General features: G+C 72.0%; 15 protein-coding genes. 4 read left to right on the top strand and 11 right to left on the bottom strand.

Features of this window, described 5'->3' with window-relative positions:
• Positions 1–37: 37 nt before the first annotated feature.
• On the top strand, positions 38–1210 hold the full coding sequence (locus ACTYVM_RS07360; RefSeq protein ID WP_445525112.1) for a TDT family transporter: 1173 nt from the start codon (positions 38–40) through the stop codon (positions 1208–1210).
• Here ACTYVM_RS07360 and ACTYVM_RS07355 read toward each other — a convergent pair.
• The 4 genes from ACTYVM_RS07355 to ACTYVM_RS07340 all read right to left on the bottom strand — a co-directional run bounded on the left by ACTYVM_RS07355 (position 1122) and on the right by ACTYVM_RS07340 (position 6400).
• Positions 1122–1841 carry a helical backbone metal receptor gene (locus tag ACTYVM_RS07355; protein ID WP_445525111.1) on the bottom strand — a complete coding sequence of 240 codons (720 nt, stop codon included), beginning with the start codon at positions 1839–1841 and terminating at the stop codon, positions 1122–1124. The genes ACTYVM_RS07360 and ACTYVM_RS07355 overlap by 89 nt on opposite strands.
• Positions 1841–2407, bottom strand: coding sequence for a helix-turn-helix domain-containing protein (locus ACTYVM_RS07350; protein WP_445525110.1), 567 nt, complete (start codon positions 2405–2407; stop codon positions 1841–1843). Before ACTYVM_RS07350 ends, ACTYVM_RS07355 begins: the two co-directional genes overlap by 1 nt.
• Positions 2408–2700: 293 nt before the next feature.
• Positions 2701–5319: an ABC transporter permease/substrate binding protein gene (locus ACTYVM_RS07345; RefSeq protein WP_445525109.1), complete on the bottom strand. Its 2619-nt coding sequence runs from the start codon at positions 5317–5319 to the stop codon at positions 2701–2703.
• Entirely contained in the window at positions 5312–6400 is a 1089-nt protein-coding gene (locus tag ACTYVM_RS07340) for a quaternary amine ABC transporter ATP-binding protein (RefSeq protein WP_445525108.1), read from the bottom strand. The genes ACTYVM_RS07345 and ACTYVM_RS07340 overlap by 8 nt, the downstream gene beginning before the upstream one ends.
• A 205-nt stretch (positions 6401–6605) precedes the next feature.
• On the opposite strand from ACTYVM_RS07340, the gene ACTYVM_RS07335 reads away from it, so the two are divergent.
• Positions 6606–7535, top strand: coding sequence for a 5'-3' exonuclease (locus ACTYVM_RS07335; RefSeq protein WP_445525176.1), 930 nt, complete (start codon positions 6606–6608; stop codon positions 7533–7535).
• Positions 7536–7638: 103 nt separating this feature from the next.
• Positions 7639–8487, top strand: coding sequence for a siderophore-interacting protein (locus ACTYVM_RS07330; protein ID WP_445525107.1), 849 nt, complete (start codon positions 7639–7641; stop codon positions 8485–8487).
• A 50-nt stretch (positions 8488–8537) separates the two neighbouring features.
• On the opposite strand, the gene ACTYVM_RS07325 is transcribed toward ACTYVM_RS07330, so the two are convergent.
• The 4 genes from ACTYVM_RS07325 to ACTYVM_RS07310 all read right to left on the bottom strand — a co-directional run bounded on the left by ACTYVM_RS07325 (position 8538) and on the right by ACTYVM_RS07310 (position 11877).
• Positions 8538–9314, bottom strand: coding sequence for an ABC transporter permease (locus ACTYVM_RS07325; RefSeq protein ID WP_445525106.1), 777 nt, complete (start codon positions 9312–9314; stop codon positions 8538–8540).
• The gene (locus tag ACTYVM_RS07320) at positions 9311–10339 is read right to left on the bottom strand and encodes an ATP-binding cassette domain-containing protein (RefSeq protein ID WP_445525105.1); all 1029 of its coding nucleotides are present in this window, start codon (positions 10337–10339) and stop codon (positions 9311–9313) included. The genes ACTYVM_RS07325 and ACTYVM_RS07320 overlap by 4 nt, the downstream gene beginning before the upstream one ends.
• A gap of 190 nt (positions 10340–10529) precedes the next feature.
• The gene (locus ACTYVM_RS07315) at positions 10530–11177 is read right to left on the bottom strand and encodes a PadR family transcriptional regulator (protein ID WP_400031752.1); all 648 of its coding nucleotides are present in this window, start codon (positions 11175–11177) and stop codon (positions 10530–10532) included.
• A 118-nt stretch (positions 11178–11295) separates the two neighbouring features.
• Entirely contained in the window at positions 11296–11877 is a 582-nt protein-coding gene (locus tag ACTYVM_RS07310) for a GNAT family N-acetyltransferase (RefSeq protein WP_445525104.1), read from the bottom strand.
• A 77-nt stretch (positions 11878–11954) separates the two neighbouring features.
• Between ACTYVM_RS07310 and ACTYVM_RS07305 the strand changes: the two genes are divergently transcribed.
• Positions 11955–12905: an RluA family pseudouridine synthase gene (locus ACTYVM_RS07305; protein ID WP_445525103.1), complete on the top strand. Its 951-nt coding sequence runs from the start codon at positions 11955–11957 to the stop codon at positions 12903–12905.
• A gap of 17 nt (positions 12906–12922) precedes the next feature.
• Here the strand turns inward: ACTYVM_RS07305 and ACTYVM_RS07300 are convergent, their stop codons facing one another.
• Genes ACTYVM_RS07300 through ACTYVM_RS07290 form a run of 3 tightly spaced genes read right to left on the bottom strand, consistent with a single transcriptional unit; the run spans position 12923 to position 15509 of the window.
• Positions 12923–13492, bottom strand: a complete 570-nt coding sequence (locus ACTYVM_RS07300) for a DUF742 domain-containing protein (protein WP_445525102.1) — start codon at positions 13490–13492, stop codon at positions 12923–12925.
• The gene (locus ACTYVM_RS07295) at positions 13489–13896 is read right to left on the bottom strand and encodes a roadblock/LC7 domain-containing protein (RefSeq protein WP_445525101.1); all 408 of its coding nucleotides are present in this window, start codon (positions 13894–13896) and stop codon (positions 13489–13491) included. The genes ACTYVM_RS07300 and ACTYVM_RS07295 overlap by 4 nt, the downstream gene beginning before the upstream one ends.
• Positions 13893–15509: an ATP-binding protein gene (locus tag ACTYVM_RS07290; RefSeq protein ID WP_445525100.1), complete on the bottom strand. Its 1617-nt coding sequence runs from the start codon at positions 15507–15509 to the stop codon at positions 13893–13895. Before ACTYVM_RS07290 ends, ACTYVM_RS07295 begins: the two co-directional genes overlap by 4 nt.
• Between the last annotated feature and the right edge of the window lie 147 nt (positions 15510–15656).

Raw genomic sequence — 15656 nt, 5'->3', positions numbered from 1 at the left:
CTGGTGGGAGCGGTATGGACCAGGAAAAACTGGCGTCATGGTCACCGCAGCCCACTCCCTGCCCCGGCAGGCCGCACCCCGACCCCGCTTCCCCGCCGTCCGTCATCTGGGCCCCCACTGGTACGCCTCCGTCATGGGCACCGCCGCCGTCGGCACCGCGGGCGCCGCGCTGCCGCCGCACGTTCCCGGACTGCGCACCGTGTGCACCGCCGTGTGGGCCCTCTCCCTCGTGTGGCTCACGGTGCTGCTGACCGCCCGCACGCTGCACTGGATCCACCACCGCGACCAGGCCCGCGCCCATCTGCTCGACCCGATGGCGGCGCCGTTCTACGGCTGCCTGTCCATGGGGCTGCTGGCCGTCGGCGGCGGGGCCCTGTCCGTCGGGCGGGACTGGATCGGCACCCCCGCCGCCGTCGCCCTGGACGCCGTGCTGTTCACCGCCGGTACGGTCCTCGGGCTCGCGGCCGCCGTGGCCGTGCCGTACCTGATGGTGGCGCACCACCGGATCGAGCCGCACCAGGCGACGCCGGTGTGGCTGCTGCCGCTGGTCGCGCCCATGGTGTCCGCCGCTCTGGGGCCCGCGCTCGTGCCGCACCTGCCTCAGGGGCAGGCGCGGGCGACCCTGCTCCTGGCGTGCGTGGCGATGTTCGGGCTCAGCCTGCTCGCGACCCTGGTCGTACTGCCGGTGGTCTTCGGCCGGCTGCTCACGGGCGGCCCGCTGCCGCTCGCGCTCACCCCCACGCTGTTCCTGGTGCTCGGTCCGCTCGGGCAGTCCACCACGGCCGTCGGCGCCTTCGCGGACACGGCGTCCGGTGTCGTAGCGTCCCCGTACGCCGGCGGCTTCGCCGTGCTCGCGGTCCTGTACGGCGTCCCGGTCATGGGCTTCGCGCTGATGTGGTGCGCCTTCGCCGCCGCCCAGGTGCTGCGCGCCGCCCGCCGGGGCATGGGGTTCGCCATGACCTGGTGGTCGTTCACCTTCCCGGTGGGCACCTGCGTCACCGGCGCCGCGGCCCTGGCCCGGCACACCCACCTCGCCGCCTACAGCGCGCTCGCGGTCGGCCTGTACGCCGTTCTCGTGACCGCCTGGGCCGCCGCGGGCGTGCACACCGCCCGCGGACTGATCAGCGGCGCGCTGCTCGCAGCGCCTCGCCCAGCACCCGTGGAGCCCGCGCGAGCGACGGCCCGTACCACGTCAGGTGCCGCCCGCTGACCAGCGCGCAGGGCAGTCCGGGGAAGGCCTCGGGACCGTCGTCGGCGGCGAAGCGGTACGGCTCGTCCGGCAGCACGACGACGTCCGGGGCCGCCGCGCGCAGTTCCTCCAGCGGGACGCGCGGATAGCGCTCGGCGTGCCGGGCGTAGAGGTGGTCGACGCCCAGGCGGGCCAGGACATCGCCCGCGAAGGTGTCCCGGCCGAGTACCATCCAGGGCCGCCGCCAGATCGGTACGACCGCCGTCGTACGGCGCGGGAGCACGGGCGGCGACGACCAGGCCGCCTCGGCCTCGTCCAGCCACCGGGGCCGGCCGGACCCGCCGCACGCGCGCAGCACCCGCGCCAGCTCACGGAAGGCCTGCGGCAGGTCCCTGACCTCGGTCACCAGGACCTCGATGCCCGCCGCGCGCAGTGCGTCGAGGTCGGGCGCCCGGTTCTCCTCCTCATTGGCGATCACCAGGTCGGGGGCGAGGGCGATGATCCGGTCCACCTTGGGGTTCTTGGTGCCGCCGACCCGGGTGACGTCGAGGCCCGCCGGGCGGACGCACCAGTCGGTGGCGCCGACGAGCACGCCGGGCAGGGACACGGCCACGGCCTCGGTGAGCGAGGGAACCAGCGAGACGACCCTCATCAGCGGGACCGGTCCTGTACGGCCTCGATGTGCTCGGCGACCGCGACGACGATCACCCGGGTGTCCGGAACGGTGGCCCGCCAGCGGTGGCGGACCCCGCCGGTGAGGTACATCGTGTCGCCGCGCACCAGCCGGTAGGCCCGGCCCTCCGCCTCGACCTCCACCGCGCCGTCGGCGACGTACATCAACTCGTCGTTGCGGTGCTGGAATTCACGGCCGACGTCGTGGTCGCCGGTGAACTCCGAGGCGTGCAGCTGGTGGTGGCCGCGCACCAGGGAGCGCACCAGGGGTTCGGGTTCCAGCTCGGTGGCCTCGGCGCGCACGACGTCGACGCTGCACGCCGGGTCGGCCGCCGCCAGCAGCTCCACGGCGGTGGTGCGCAGGGCGTCGGCGACCTTCTCCAGGGAGTTCTGGCTGGGCCGGGCCCGGTCGTTCTCGATCTGGCTCAGGAAGGGGACCGACAGGCCGCTGCGGTCGGCCACCACGGCGAGGGTGAGCCCCAGCGTGCGGCGGCGCCGCCGGACGGCCGCGCCCACCCGAAGGGGCCGTTCTTTGTTGTCGCCCATCGCTCCGGCTCCCTCCTTCGCTCGTCGGTCCGCTCCTCGTGGGGCCGCTGCCCGCGGGCCCGGTTCCGGGCGCACTCCCTCTGATGAGTTCTCTGCACCCTATGCATGTCCGGCAAACAGTTTCCTGTCGCCGTCACATGCCTGTAAGGATCGCGCGGCCCCGGGGCGCGTGGGGGTGGCTCTGCGTGGTTGGCCGGATTCTTCCTGTGGACAAGCGTGCGGGGCGGGCCCGTCCCGCGCATCGCGGGCGATGCGGGGCGGGCCCGCCCCTTCGGCGGTGTCCGGGTCGACGACTACTGCGGGGTCATCCGCGCCGGGACGTCCGGGTGCTGCTTCAGCCAGGCGGTGACGGCCTCGTCCTCGTGGCCCTGACCGAGCTTGTTGATCTCGCTCTCCAGGCTGCCGAGCTCGTCCTCACTCATCCTGAAGTTCTTGATCCACTCGGTGAGCTGCGGGTACTGCTCGGGGAACTTGGCGCTGGAGATGGTGCGCACGGTGTTGCCCTCGCCGAACAGCTTCTTGTCGTCGGCGAGCTTGGTCAGGTCGTAGCGGCTGTACGCCCAGTGCGGCGACCACAGCACCACGGCCACCGGCTGCTTCTTGGCGTAGGCGCGCTTGAGCTCGGCCAGCATCGCGGGCGTGGAGCCGTCGACGACCTTGTACTCCTTGTCCAGGCCGTAGCCGGGCAGGACCTTGGTCTTCAGCAGGTCCATCTCGCCGGTGCCCGGCTCGATGCCGATGATCTTCCCGCCGAACAGGCTCGCCTTGCCCTTGAGGTCCTCCAGGGACTTCACGTCCTTGACGTAGGACGGCACGGCGATCTCCAGGGACGTCGGCTCGTACCAGGTGCCGAGGTCCCTGAGTCTGTCCTTGTTCCTGTCCCAGTAGTTCTTCTGGGCGTAGGGCAGCCAGGCGTCGAAGTTGAGGTCGATGTCGCCGCCGGCCAGGCCGGTGTAGACCGGGCCCACGTCCATCTGCTTCATGTTCATCCGGTAGCCGCGGCGCTCCAGGACGTTCTTCCACAGGTGGGTGACGGCGATGTCCTCGTCCCACGGGAACCAGGCCACGTTCAGGGTCCGCTTGGCCTCGGCCGGCTTGGCGGTCGAGCCGCCGCCGGGCAGCGGGGCGAGCTTGTCGACGACGCCCGGGTTGTCCTTCAGCCAGGCGCGGACGGCGTCCTGCTGGCGGCCCTTGCCCGCCTTGTTGATCTCGGCCTCGAGGCTGGTGAGCTGCTTCTCGGTCAGCTTGAAGTTCTTCAGCCAGGCGCCGACGGTCGGGTCGTCGTTCGCGAAGCCCTTGCGGGCCAGCGTGTGCACGCCGTCGCCCGTGCCCCAGGCGCCCTTGGGGTCCTTCAGCTTCTTCAGGTCGAAGTCGCTGTACGCCCAGTGCGGTGACCAGAGCGTGACGACGATCGGTTCCTTCTTGCTGTAGGCGCGCTTCAGCTCGGCCAGCATCGCGGGCGTGGAGCTGTCGACGACCTTGTACTCCTTGTCCAGGCCGTACTCGGGCATGACCTTGCTCTTGAGCAGGCCCATCATGCCGGCGCTCGACTCGATGCCGGTGATCTTCCCGCCGAACAGGCTCGCCTTGCCCTTGAGGTCCTCGAGCGAGTTCACGTCCTTCATGTACGAGGGGACGCTCAGCTCCAGGGACGTCGGGCCGTACCAGGAGCCGAGGTCGTCGAGCTTGCTGCCGTACTTCTTCCAGTACTCGGCGTGGGTCGTCGGCAGCCAGGAGTCCGTCTCGAAGTCGACGTTGCCCTGGGCGAGCGCGGTGTAGAGCGGTCCGGCGTCGAACTGGCGGGCGTCGACCTGGTAGCCGCGCTGTTCGAGGACCTCCTTCCACAGGAAGGTGGAGGCAACGCCCTCGTCCCACGGGATGTACCCGATGGTGATCTTCTTGCCGTGGCCCACGTCGGTGCTGTCACCGGCGGCCGTCGCGCTGCCGCCGCCCGCGAAGAGGCCCATGCCGCCCGCGACCAGGGCGAGGACCACCACGCCGATCACGGCGATCTGCGGCCGCGGCCGGTAGGACCAGATCTTCAGGCCCTTGGCGGCCCGTGCCTTGGCGGCGGCACGCCGGCCGAGCGGCGAGACCTCGGTGCCCAGGGCGCTGGTCATGCGGTCGAGGTAGATCGCGAGGATCACGATGGCGATACCGGACTCGGAGCCGAGGCCGACGTTGAGCTGGCCGATGGCCTCGTTGACGTCGCCACCGAGACCGCCGGTGCCGACCATGCCGGCGATCGCGGCCATGGACAGACCGAGCATGATCACCTGGTTGACGCCGGCCATCACGGTGGGCAGCGCCAGCGGCAGCTGGACGCGCAGCAGCGTGTTGCGGGGCGTGGTGCCGAACGCCTCGGCCGCCTCGACCAGTTCCTTGTCGACCTGGCGGATGCCCAGCTCGGTCATGCGCACACCGGGCGCGAGCGCGAAGATCAGGGTGGCGACGATGCCCGCAGAGGCGCCGGTGCCGAAGAACAGGATGGCCGGGATGAGGTAGATCATCGCGGGCAGCGTCTGCATGAAGTCCAGGACCGGCCGGACGACGGCGCTGACCCGGTCGGAGCGGGCCGCCCAGATGCCGACGGGCACCGAGATCACCAACGCGATGATCGTGGCGACGAGGACCAGCGACAGGGTCACCATCGCGTCCGACCACAGCTCCATGGAGTCGATGAACGCGAACCCCACGAAGGTGAGCACTCCGGCGAAGGAGCCGCGCAGCCACCAGGCGAGCACGGCGAAGATGCCCGCGAGCAGCAGCGGCTGCGGCGCCTGAAGGACGGCGTCGATCCCGTCGTAGGTGCCGGTGAAGACGGCCTTGAAGAAGTCGAAGAGCCAGGACATGTGGCCGAGCAGCCAGTCGACCGCGGAGTTGACCCAGTCACCGAGCGGGATCCTAGGCACGGGCCACCGCCTTGTCGCCGCCCTTGCCCCGTGGCGCGTCGCAGCTCACCTGGGCGCTCTGCTCGTCGCCCAGGAAGCCGACCAGGCGCTGTCGCGGGACGATGCCGACGAGGTCGTGGTGCTCGTCCAGCACGGCGACCGGGTGGGAGACGCGGGCACTGATCGCGCACAGCTCGGTGAACGGGGTGTGCGGGGTCGCGGTGTCGCAGCCGCAGTCCGCCTCGTCGCCGCGCACGTCGCGGTCCATGACCGACTCCGCGGTCAGCACCCGGGAGCGGTCGACGTCCTGGGTGAAGGAGGCGACGTAGTCGTCGGCGGGGCGCAGCAGGATGTCCTCCGCGGTGCCGGTCTGCACGATGCGGCCGTCCCGCATGACGGCGATCCGGTCGCCCAGGCGCATGGCCTCGTTGAGGTCGTGGGTGATGAAGACGATCGTCTTCTTGAGTGTCTTCTGGAGCTGGAGCAGTTGGTCCTGCATGTCGCGCCGGATCAGCGGGTCCAGGGCGCTGAAGGACTCGTCCATCAGCAGCAGGTCGGCGTCGGTGGCCAGGGCGCGGGCCAGTCCCACACGCTGCTGCATGCCGCCGGAGAGCTCGTCGGGCCAGGAGGACTCCCAGCCGGCCAGACCGCACAGGGCGAGCGCCTCGTCGGCGCGGCGTTCGCGCTCGGCGCGGGGCACGCCCTGCACTTCCAGACCGTAGGCGGCGTTCTCACGGACGCTGCGGTGCGGGAAGAGCGCGAAGTGCTGGAAGACCATGCTGATCTTCTTGGAGCGGACGTCGCGCAGTTCGCGGTCGCTGAGCGCGGTCAGGTCCTGGCCGTCGAAGCGGACGCTGCCGGCAGTCGGCTCCAGCAGCCCGTTCAGCATCCGCAGGAGCGTGGACTTGCCGGAGCCGGACAGGCCCATGACCACGAAGATCTGGCCGGGATCGACGCTGAAGGAGGCGTCGATGACGGCGGCGGTGGTGCCGTCGGCGCGCAGGTCCTCGCGGTCGACACCCTGCCGTAGCTTTTCCACTGCCTGGTCCGGTCGTCGGCCGAACACCTTGAACAGGTGCTGGGCCTGAAGTCTTGAAGACACGCCTACCTCTTGTCTCGGGGCCAAGGACTGGATGCGGAGAGTCACTGACAGTTGAAGAAAGCAACCACCCTTCGATCCGAGTCGCGCCTGCCCAGACCCTTTTGGCTCAAACCAAACGTGGCCTGGTTCACAATGCCCTCGCCCTACGTCCACCAGGAATCCACGGTTTCCGCCTGCCCGGTGACTGTCGGTGCCGTACGGCATGATGCGGGGCGTGACCGGACGACTGATGCTCCTCGACACCGCCTCCCTGTACTTCCGCGCCTATTTCGGCGTGCCGGAGTCGATCAGGGCCCCGGACGGCACGCCGGTGAACGCCGTGCGCGGGCTGCTCGACTTCATCGACCGGCTGGTCAGGGACCACCGGCCTGATCGCCTGGTGGCGTGCATGGACGCCGACTGGCGGCCGGCCTGGCGGGTGGAGCTGATCCCGTCGTACAAGGCGCACCGGGTGGCCGTGGAGCGCACCGGCGGTCCGGACGAGGAGGAGGTGCCGGACACTCTGTCCCCGCAGGTCCCGGTGATCGAGTCCGTCCTGGACGCGGTGGGCGTCGCGCGCGTGGGCGTCCCGGGGTACGAGGCGGACGACGTGATCGGCACGTTCACCGCGCGGGCGAGCGGCCCGGTCGACATCGTCACCGGCGACCGGGACCTGTACCAGCTGGTGGACGACGCCCGCGGGGTGCGGGTGCTGTACCCGGTCAAGGGCGTCGGCACGCTTCAGGCCACCGACGAGGCGGCGCTGCGCGAGAAGTATGGGGTCGACGGCCGGGGGTACGCGGATCTCGCGCTGCTGCGCGGCGACCCGAGCGACGGCCTGCCGGGCGTGCCCGGCATCGGGGAGAAGACGGCGGCCAGGCTGCTCGCCGAGTTCGGCGACCTGGCCGGGATCATGGCGGCCGTGGACGACCCGAAGGCGAAGCTCACGCCGTCGCAGTGCAGGCGGCTCGACGAGGCGCGGCCGTATCTCGCGGTGGCGCCGACGGTCGTACGGGTCGCCGCCGACGTCCCCCTGCCGGACGTGGACACGGCGCTGCCGCGCGCCCCACGCGATCCGGCGGCGCTCGACGAGCTGGCGGCCCGCTGGGGCCTGGGAGGCTCCCTCCAGCGGCTGCTCACCACCTTGACGGCGTGACGTCCGTGGCGACGCGCGCCGCCGGAGTCCGGACGGGAGGAGTACTCACCGGGTCGAGATGTTAACTTAGGTAAACCTAAGCGAGGGGAACTGGGAGGCCGTCATGGCAGAACGTCCGGCGCGCAAGCCGCGCAGGGTTCACTCCGCGCAGGTCGTCCGGACCGAACGGCTGACCCCGCACATGCAGCGCGTGGTGCTCGGCGGGGAGGGCCTGGCCGACTTCTCGGCGGACACCTGCACGGACCACTACGTCAAGCTGCTGTTCCCGCCCGACGGGGTCACCTATGCCGAGCCCTTCGACATGCAGCGGATCCGCGAGGAACTCCCCCGCGAGCAGTGGCCGGTGACCCGGACGTACACCGTGCGTGCCTGGGACCCCGGCCACCGCGAGCTGACGCTGGACTTCGTCATCCACGGCGACGAGGGTCTTGCCGGACCCTGGGCGTTGCTGGCGCGACCGGGCGAGACCGTGCGCTTCCTGGGTCCCGGCGGCGCCTACGCCCCGGACGCGAGCGCCGACTGGCATCTGCTGGTCGGTGACGAGAGTGCCCTGCCGGCGATCGCGCGCTCCCTGGAGGCACTGCCCGAGGGTGCGACGGCCCACGCCTTCGTCGAGATCGCCGGCCCCGAGGAGGAGCAGAAGATCGCCTCCGACGTGGAGGTGGTCTGGCTGCACCGCGGCGAGCGGCCCGTCGGCCGGGCACTGGTGGAGGCCGTACGCGCGCTGCGGTTCCCCGAGGGCCGGGTGCACGCCTTCGTGCATGGCGAGGCCGGTTTCGTGAAGGAGCTGCGCCGGCTGCTGCGGGTCGAGCACGCCGTCCCCCGCGAGGACCTGTCGATCTCCGGCTACTGGCGCCTCGGCCACGACGAGGACGGCTGGCAGGCCTCCAAGCGGGACTGGAACGCGCGGATCGAGGCGGAGCAGGAGGGCGGCGCGGCGCCGGCCGCGTGAGCCGCACGCGAAGCGGCGGTACCGGGGCCGGTACCGCCGCTTCGCGTGGCTCAGACCGACCGCTGGTAGGAGCGGAACGTCCGTATCGACAGCCACACCGCGGCCACCGCGAGGCCGAGCAGCGCTCCGCCGCGGCTGCCGACGAGGCTCCAGTCGGGATGCGCGGACATCGCGGAACGTCCGGCCACCATCGCCCAGTTGAGTGGGTTGAAGTCGGCGACGTGACGCATCCAGCCGGGCATCTGCGCCGGGGCCATGAAGGCGGAGGACAGGAACGTCAGCGGCAGCAGCAGGAAGGTGTTGATCCCGATGAGGGACTCCCGCTCCTGCACCAGCATTCCGAGCGCGTTGGACAGTGCCCCGAAGACCGTTCCCAGCAGCACCGAGGCGAGCACCAGGATCAGAACGCCGCCGACTCCGCCGGGGTAGTCGGCGCCGCCCAGCAGGCCGAGCAGCACGATGACGACCGACTGGAGGGCGGTGACCAGGCCGTTGTGGACCACGTTGCCGTTCATCAGGGCGGCCCGGCTGACCGGGGTGGTCAGGAAGCGGTTGAGCGTGCCGCGCTGGATCTCCTCCAACGTGCCCATGCCGGCCCACATGTTGGAGCTGAGCGCGCTCATCACCACCACGCCCGGCACCAGGTAGTCCAGGTACGAGGTGGTGCCGAAGCCGCCGAGCTCGACGACCTTCCTGAAGAGGTTGCCGAACAGGAACAGCCAGATCACCGGCTGGATCAGGGTGATGACCGCGTAGGCCGGCTGGCGCGCGAACACCATCATCTGACGCTGGGTCATGTACCAGGTCTGGGAGATCGCGGCGCTCATCGGGCACCTCCGGCAAGGGCGAGGGCCTCGGTCCCGGCGGCCGCGCTCTCGGCTTCCGCCTCGGCGTAACGGCGGCCCGCGTAGCGGAGGTAGACGTCGTCGAGGGAGGGGCGGGCCACGGTCGCCGCGGCCACGGTGACCCCGGCGCGCTCCAGGCCCGCCAGGAGCGCGGGCACGGCGGCGGCTCCGTCGTCGGCGCGGGCGCTGATCCGGCGCCCGTCGATCAGCACCTCGTGCACACCGGGCAGGGCGCCCAGGGCGTCGGCGAGCACCGTGCGCCCGGCCTCACCGACCGCCTCGCGCAGCTCCACGTGGACCGCGTCGCCGCGCAGTTCGCCCTTGAGCGAGTCCGGGGTGCCCTCGACGACGACCCGGCCACGGTCGACGATGGCGATGCGCTCGGCGAGCCGGTCGGCCTCCTCCAGGTAGTGCGTGGTGAGCAGGATGGTCAGGCCCTCCTCGCCGGCCAGGCGGCCGATCTCGTCCCACATCGCCGCACGGGCCTCCGGGTCGAGGCCGGTGGTGGGCTCGTCGAGGAAGAGGACCTCGGGCCGGTGCACCAGTCCGAGCGCGACGTCCAGGCGCCGCCGCATTCCGCCGGAATAGCCCTTGACCGGGCGGCGGGCGGCGTCGGCGAGGCTGAACCGCTCCAGCAGTCCGTCGACCCGCCGGTCCAGGCCGGCGCCCTTCAGCCCGTAGAGCCGGCCCTGGAGCCGGAGGTTCTCGCGGCCGGTGGCGACCGGGTCGGCGCCCGAGCTCTGCGCGACCACGCCGATGGCGCGCCGCACCCGGTCCGGGTGGCGCAACACGTCGTGGCCGGCCACGGTCGCCTCGCCGGAGTCGGGGCGGGCCAGGGTGGTGAGGATCTTGACGGTGGTGGACTTGCCGGCGCCGTTCGGGCCGAGGAGGCCGAAGACGGTGCCCGGCTCGACGGTGATGTCCATGCCGTTCAGGGCGGTGACGTCCCCGGGATAGGTCTTGGTCAGCCGGCGTGCCTCGACGGCGGGCGCACGGGTGGGACTCATGGCGGAGCTCTCCTGGATGAGTGGGGTGGAGGGATGGCGAAGATCGCCGAATGATCCACGTGAGCGCGCCGGGCTATCCTGGGTGTGCCGCACCTCGATCGCCCGTTGAAGCCTCACGGTGGATTCGGCTCGGGGTTCGAGACCCTGGCGGGGCTGCTGCAACAGCCCTGCCGGGGTCTGTCTCATGGGTTCACTTCTGGTAGTGGCGTTCCTCGACTTCCTTGAACTCCGCGGGGATCTCCCCCGTCTCGTGGAACCGGCGCCAGCTCTCGACACCCGGCAGCGAGCCCTCGCGGATCTCGCGGGCGAAGCCGCGGACCCACTCCGCCTCCGCCTCGGCCATGTGCTGGTGGTACTCCACCTCGACGACGAACAGGCGCGGCAGCGTCTCGTAGAGCTTGTCCAGCACCGCCCGTCCGCTCGCCACCCGCATCTCCAGGGCGGTCAGCCGCTCCTCCAGCAGCCGCACGACGTCGTCCGGGGGCAGCGCCCCCAGCAGCGAGAGCGCGGTCTCGAAGATCGGGTACTCCTTGGCCGGTACGGCGACGAGGTCCGACAGCCAGCGCGTCATCTCCTCGCGACCGGACTCGGTGAGCGCGTAGATCGTGCGCTCGGGGCGGTTGCCCCGCCGCTCCACGTCGACCACCTCGACGAAGCCTCGCTCCTCGAGGTTCTGGACGACGGTGTAGAGCGAGCCGTAATTGATCTTGGTGCTGGCGTCCTTGCCCTGACGGCGCAGGGTCTGCGCGATCTCGTAGGGGTGCATGGGCTTCTGCCAGAGCGTGGTCATCACGGTCAGCGCGAGCGGATTGCTCAACTTCCTGCGCCCGCCGGCCATGCCCGTCACCTACCCATCACCTCGCTTCCGAATATCCGTAGCCGAACATATCGCGACTCGACTCCTTCCGTCAATGCACGCGATATATCGTGGCACCCCTGGGTGTGGGAACTCCGCCTCAGTCCCCGCGGACGCGCGCGTGCAGATGCATGTCGTGCCAGCCGTCCGCGTGGAGGCAGGAACTGCGCTTGGTGCCCTCCAGGACGAAGCCGGTCCTGGCGGCGACGCGGCAGGAGGCGCCGTTGCCCACGGAGTGCAGGAGCTCCAGGCGGTGGAATCCGGTGTCCTCGAACGCCCAGTGGACGAGGGCCGCGGTGGCCCGCGAGGCCACATGCCGGCCACGGGCCGTGGGAGCGGTCCAGTACGCCACCTCCGCCGCGCCGTCCTTCCACCGCACCTCGCGCAGCGCGACCCGCCCCACCGGGCGGCCGGTGTCCGCGTCGGCCACCGCCCACTGGGCCTCCCGGTCCGCCGCCCAGGCGGCACGCCACTCCTTGATCCAGCCGGCCGCCTCGGACTCGGACTCGGCGGCCCTGGCGTGCCACTGGTGCATGACCGGATCCTGGAAGACTTCGTGCACGAAGGGCGCGTCCTCGGGCGTCCAGGGCCGCAGGAGGAGACCGTCACCGGTGGTCAGGGTGGGCTGGGCGGTGCGTGCGAAGGTGCCGGCGGGAAGTACCGGGCTGGTGAGAAGAGGCATGGCCCCAGCCTGCCCGCCGACGGGCCGCAGGCGCAGGGGTTTTCCCGGGCCGCGGGCGGCCTCGTAGGCTTCGGTCGATGCGACGCAAGACCCGTACCCCGCCCTCCCCCCTGCCGCAGCGCCACGGGGTCGACCCGGTGCGGGTGCGGCTGCCCGCCGCCGGGGCGTGGGCCACCGTGCGGGCGTACCTCGTGGAGCGGCTGTCGGGGGCCGGGCCCGGGGTGGTCGGGGGCATGGTCGACGCGGGCCTGGTCGTCGGGGCCGACGGACGGGCCGTGGCGCCCGACGCGCCGTACGAGCCGGGGATGTACGTGTGGTTCCACCGGGAACTGCCCGAGGAGGTGCCGGTGCCGTTCCCGCTGCGGATCGTGTACCGCGACGAGCACCTCGTCGTCGCCGACAAGCCGCACTTCCTCGCCACCACCCCGCGCGGCGCGCACATCACCGAGACGGCGCTGGCCCGGCTGCGGCGGGAGCTCGGGATCCCCGCCCTGGGCGCCGCGCACCGCCTGGACCGGCTCACCGCCGGTCTTGTGCTGTTCACGGTGCGGCCCGAGGAGCGCGGCGCCTACCAGACGCTGTTCCGCGACCGGCTGGTACGCAAGGAGTACGAGGCGGTGGCGCCCTACGACCCGGCGCTGGTCCTGCCGCGGACCGTGCGCAGCCGGATCGTGAAGGAGCGCGGGGTGCAGGCCGCCCGCGAAGTGGCGGGCGAGCCGAACGCCGTCACGCGCGTGGAGCCGGCCGAGCACCGTGCGGACGGGCTCGGGCGGTACCGGCTGATCCCCCGCACCGGGCAGACACACCAGCTGCGGGTGCACATGAACGCCCTGGGCGTGCCGATCCTGGGCGACCCGCTCTACCCGGTGGTGACCGATCCCGTGCCGGCCGGTGACTTCCGGCGCCCGCTGCAACTGCTCGCGCGGACACTGGAGTTCACGGATCCGGTCACGGGGGCGGAGCACCGGTTCACCAGCGGGCGGGTGCTCCAGGCCTGGTCCGACCCCGCGGCATGGGCCGGTCGGTGACTCGGTGACTCGGTGAGTCAGGTGGTCAGTAGCCGCGCCACCAGCACAGGAAGCGCTGCCAGGTCCCCTGGGGGCGGGCCGCGCCGGCGGCCGGTGCGGGGTCCGGCTCCACGGCGCCCGCCGGCGCCGACTGGGGCGCGGGGGCCGGATCCGGCGACGGAAGAGGTGACGGACCGGGGGCCCGCCCCGGCCGCCGCGGTGCGGTCGCGGTGCCGTTGTCCCGGACCCGGCGGGGCGAGGAAGGAGTGTGCGGGGTGTGGCTCGACTTGGCCGGCCGCGAGCAGCTCGGTGATGAGGGCCGTCGTCGCGCTGAACGGCAGGTGGAGGTGGGCCGAGAGCTCGGCCACGGACAGCGGTGCGGTGCACAGCCGCAGCAGCGCGGCCTGCTCCGGGGTGGCGGACGGCGGCGGCTCGTCGCGCGCCACGATCAGGGTCACCAGGTCGACGGCCGCGCGGGTACCGCCCTCGCCCGCCCCGGCGACCACGTACAGCCGCTCGGGGTTCTTCTCCTCGCCCCGCTCGGCGCCTTCGGGGGGCGGTGGCGGTGCGTGCCCGGGGGAACGCCTCTGGCGCCGAGGAGGGGTCATACGGTCTGCCCGCCCCGCCGCGGCGGACTGGTCAGGTGGGCGCCGATGCGGACCACGAGGTCGCGCATGCGGGCGCTCATGAGACCGGGTTCGGTGCGGATGTCGGCGAGCACCGCGAGATAGGCGTTGTCCCCCGCGGACATGAGGTAGAAGTAGCCGCCGTCGATCTCGATGACGACCAGCTTCATCCGGCCGTCGCTGTGGGGGATCTCGACGGCGACGGCGCTCGCGAGGCTCTGGAGTCCGGCACAGGCCGCGGCGATCCGGTCGGCGGCGTCGGCGTCTCCTCCGTAGCGGGCGATGCGCAAACCGTCGGCCGAGAGCACGACGATCATCTCGATGCCCGGCACGCTGTCGTCGAGCTCCTTGAGCATCCAGTCGAAGTTGGCTCGCTGCTGGATCACTTGAGGTCCCCCTCGTCGTCCCGGACGTCGGCCTCGGCTCGGGCCGGCTCCTCGTTCAGGTGGCGGTACGCGGCCGGGTCCCGGGTGAACGCGCTCGGGTCCGGACCCGGGTTGTCCTTCTTCAGTCCGTCCCAGAAGGCCTCGACCCACAGGCCCGGTTCGGAGTCCTTCCTCGTGGGCGCCGGCCCTGCTCCGGGCGCGGCCCGCACCGTCCCGTCCTCCCGCCCGGCGGCGGCCTGCCCGGCGGTGCGCCGGCTCGACGGGGTCCTGACCCGGCTGCGGCGCTGCGGCAGGCCGCCCGCCGTCCACTCGGTGACCTCGGGGACCTCGTCGTCGGCCGGGGTCACGGCGGCGGGGACGCGAGGGCTGGTGGGGCGGCGCTTCTTCGGGGCGCGCTCGGGACCCTCCACCGCGTCCTCCCCCGGGGCCGGGACGGAGGTGGCGCCGATTCCGTGGGCGAGTCCGGGAGCGGGCTCGGCGGTCGTCATCTCGCCGGGCACGACGAGGACCGCGCGGACACCGCCGTACGCGGAGGCCCGCAGCGAGATCTGCATCCCGTGCCTGGCGCACAGGCGTCCCACGACCGCGAGGCCCAGGCGGGGAGTGTCGCCGAGGTCCAGCGGGTCGACCTCGGCCCGGGCCGCCTCGAGCAACCGCTCGAGACGGGCGCGTGTCTCCTCGTTCAGGCTGACGCCGCCGTCCTCGATCTCGATGGCGACGCCGGACTGCACCTCCACGGCGGTGACGTGCGCCTTGGTCTGCGGCGGCGAGTAGCGGGTGGCGTTGTCGAGGAGTTCGGCCGCGGCGTGGATGACGGGTTCGACATCGACACCCCTGATGTTGACCTTGGCGATGGAGTGCAGTTCGACGCGCCGGTACTCCAGGATCCGGGACATGGCGCCGCGCAGCACGCTGTAGAGCGTGACCGGGTTGGGCCACTGACGGCCGGCGCGGCCGCCGCCGATGACGGAGACGGAGTCGGCCAGGCGGCCGATCAGCGCGGTGCCGTGGTCGATGCGCAGCAGGTCGTCGAAGACCTCGGGGCTGCGGCCGTGGTCCTCCTCCATCTCCCTGAGCTCCCTGGCCTGTTGGTGCACGATCGCCTGGACGCGGCGCGCGATGCTGACGAAGGCACGCTGGGTGGAGTCGCGGAGGTTCTCCTCGTCGTCCACGATCTTGAGGATCACGCGCACCACCGCGCGCTGCGACTCGGGGATCGCGCGCCACTCGGGCTGGCCGTCGACGACGTCGCGCATCACCTCGGCAGGTGTGTGGCCGCCGCGCAGGTGGTCGATGGCGGCGGGCAGCAGGTCCGAGGCGAGACGATGGATCTCCCGGTCGTGGGCCGCCAGGCGCCCCTCCAGGTCCGCGGTGCGCCGGGCGTGCCGCTCCCGCTGGTCCCGCAGGGCGCGTCCGCGGCGCACCGCTTCGGCGCTCGTGCCGAGCACCAGCAGGGTGGCGACCGTGCCGCAGGAGGCGACGGCGAGGCGGGCCGGGTCCGTCACCAGGGCGACGGCGGCGCCAGTGGCCGCCGCCATCACCAGGGCGGGCAGCAACAGCACGCGCGCGTAGGGAAGTTCACGGCCACCGGGGGGCGATTGAACACTCACCATGTAAGCCCTCTGAGGAGAATCGGCTGGGTTCGGGCAGCTTCCAGTGGGGGTACGTCATGAAATCGACGCGGATTTCGGCGCGTTCGAGGACGCTTGGGAGCAAGCTCGCGAACACCCTCAACTCGCTGCGCCGCGGGCGAGCATAAT

Source organism: Streptomyces cyslabdanicus (assembly GCF_052663305.1).
The sequence above is the reverse complement of the archived record's forward strand: the minus strand, read 5'-3'. Positions and strand labels throughout refer to the sequence as shown.

Coding starts and splice junctions, on each gene's coding strand:
- ACTYVM_RS07360 (WP_445525112.1), top strand. CDS start 38: ATGGTCACCGCAGCCCACTCCCTGCCCCGGCAGGCCGCACCCCGACCC.
- ACTYVM_RS07355 (WP_445525111.1), bottom strand. CDS start 1,841: ATGAGGGTCGTCTCGCTGGTTCCCTCGCTCACCGAGGCCGTGGCCGTG.
- ACTYVM_RS07350 (WP_445525110.1), bottom strand. CDS start 2,407: ATGGGCGACAACAAAGAACGGCCCCTTCGGGTGGGCGCGGCCGTCCGG.
- ACTYVM_RS07335 (WP_445525176.1), top strand. CDS start 6,606: ATGCGGGGCGTGACCGGACGACTGATGCTCCTCGACACCGCCTCCCTG.
- ACTYVM_RS07330 (WP_445525107.1), top strand. CDS start 7,639: ATGGCAGAACGTCCGGCGCGCAAGCCGCGCAGGGTTCACTCCGCGCAG.
- ACTYVM_RS07325 (WP_445525106.1), bottom strand. CDS start 9,314: ATGAGCGCCGCGATCTCCCAGACCTGGTACATGACCCAGCGTCAGATG.
- ACTYVM_RS07320 (WP_445525105.1), bottom strand. CDS start 10,339: ATGAGTCCCACCCGTGCGCCCGCCGTCGAGGCACGCCGGCTGACCAAG.
- ACTYVM_RS07315 (WP_400031752.1), bottom strand. CDS start 11,177: ATGGCCGGCGGGCGCAGGAAGTTGAGCAATCCGCTCGCGCTGACCGTG.
- ACTYVM_RS07310 (WP_445525104.1), bottom strand. CDS start 11,877: ATGCCTCTTCTCACCAGCCCGGTACTTCCCGCCGGCACCTTCGCACGC.
- ACTYVM_RS07305 (WP_445525103.1), top strand. CDS start 11,955: ATGCGACGCAAGACCCGTACCCCGCCCTCCCCCCTGCCGCAGCGCCAC.
- ACTYVM_RS07300 (WP_445525102.1), bottom strand. CDS start 13,492: ATGACCCCTCCTCGGCGCCAGAGGCGTTCCCCCGGGCACGCACCGCCA.
- ACTYVM_RS07290 (WP_445525100.1), bottom strand. CDS start 15,509: ATGGTGAGTGTTCAATCGCCCCCCGGTGGCCGTGAACTTCCCTACGCG.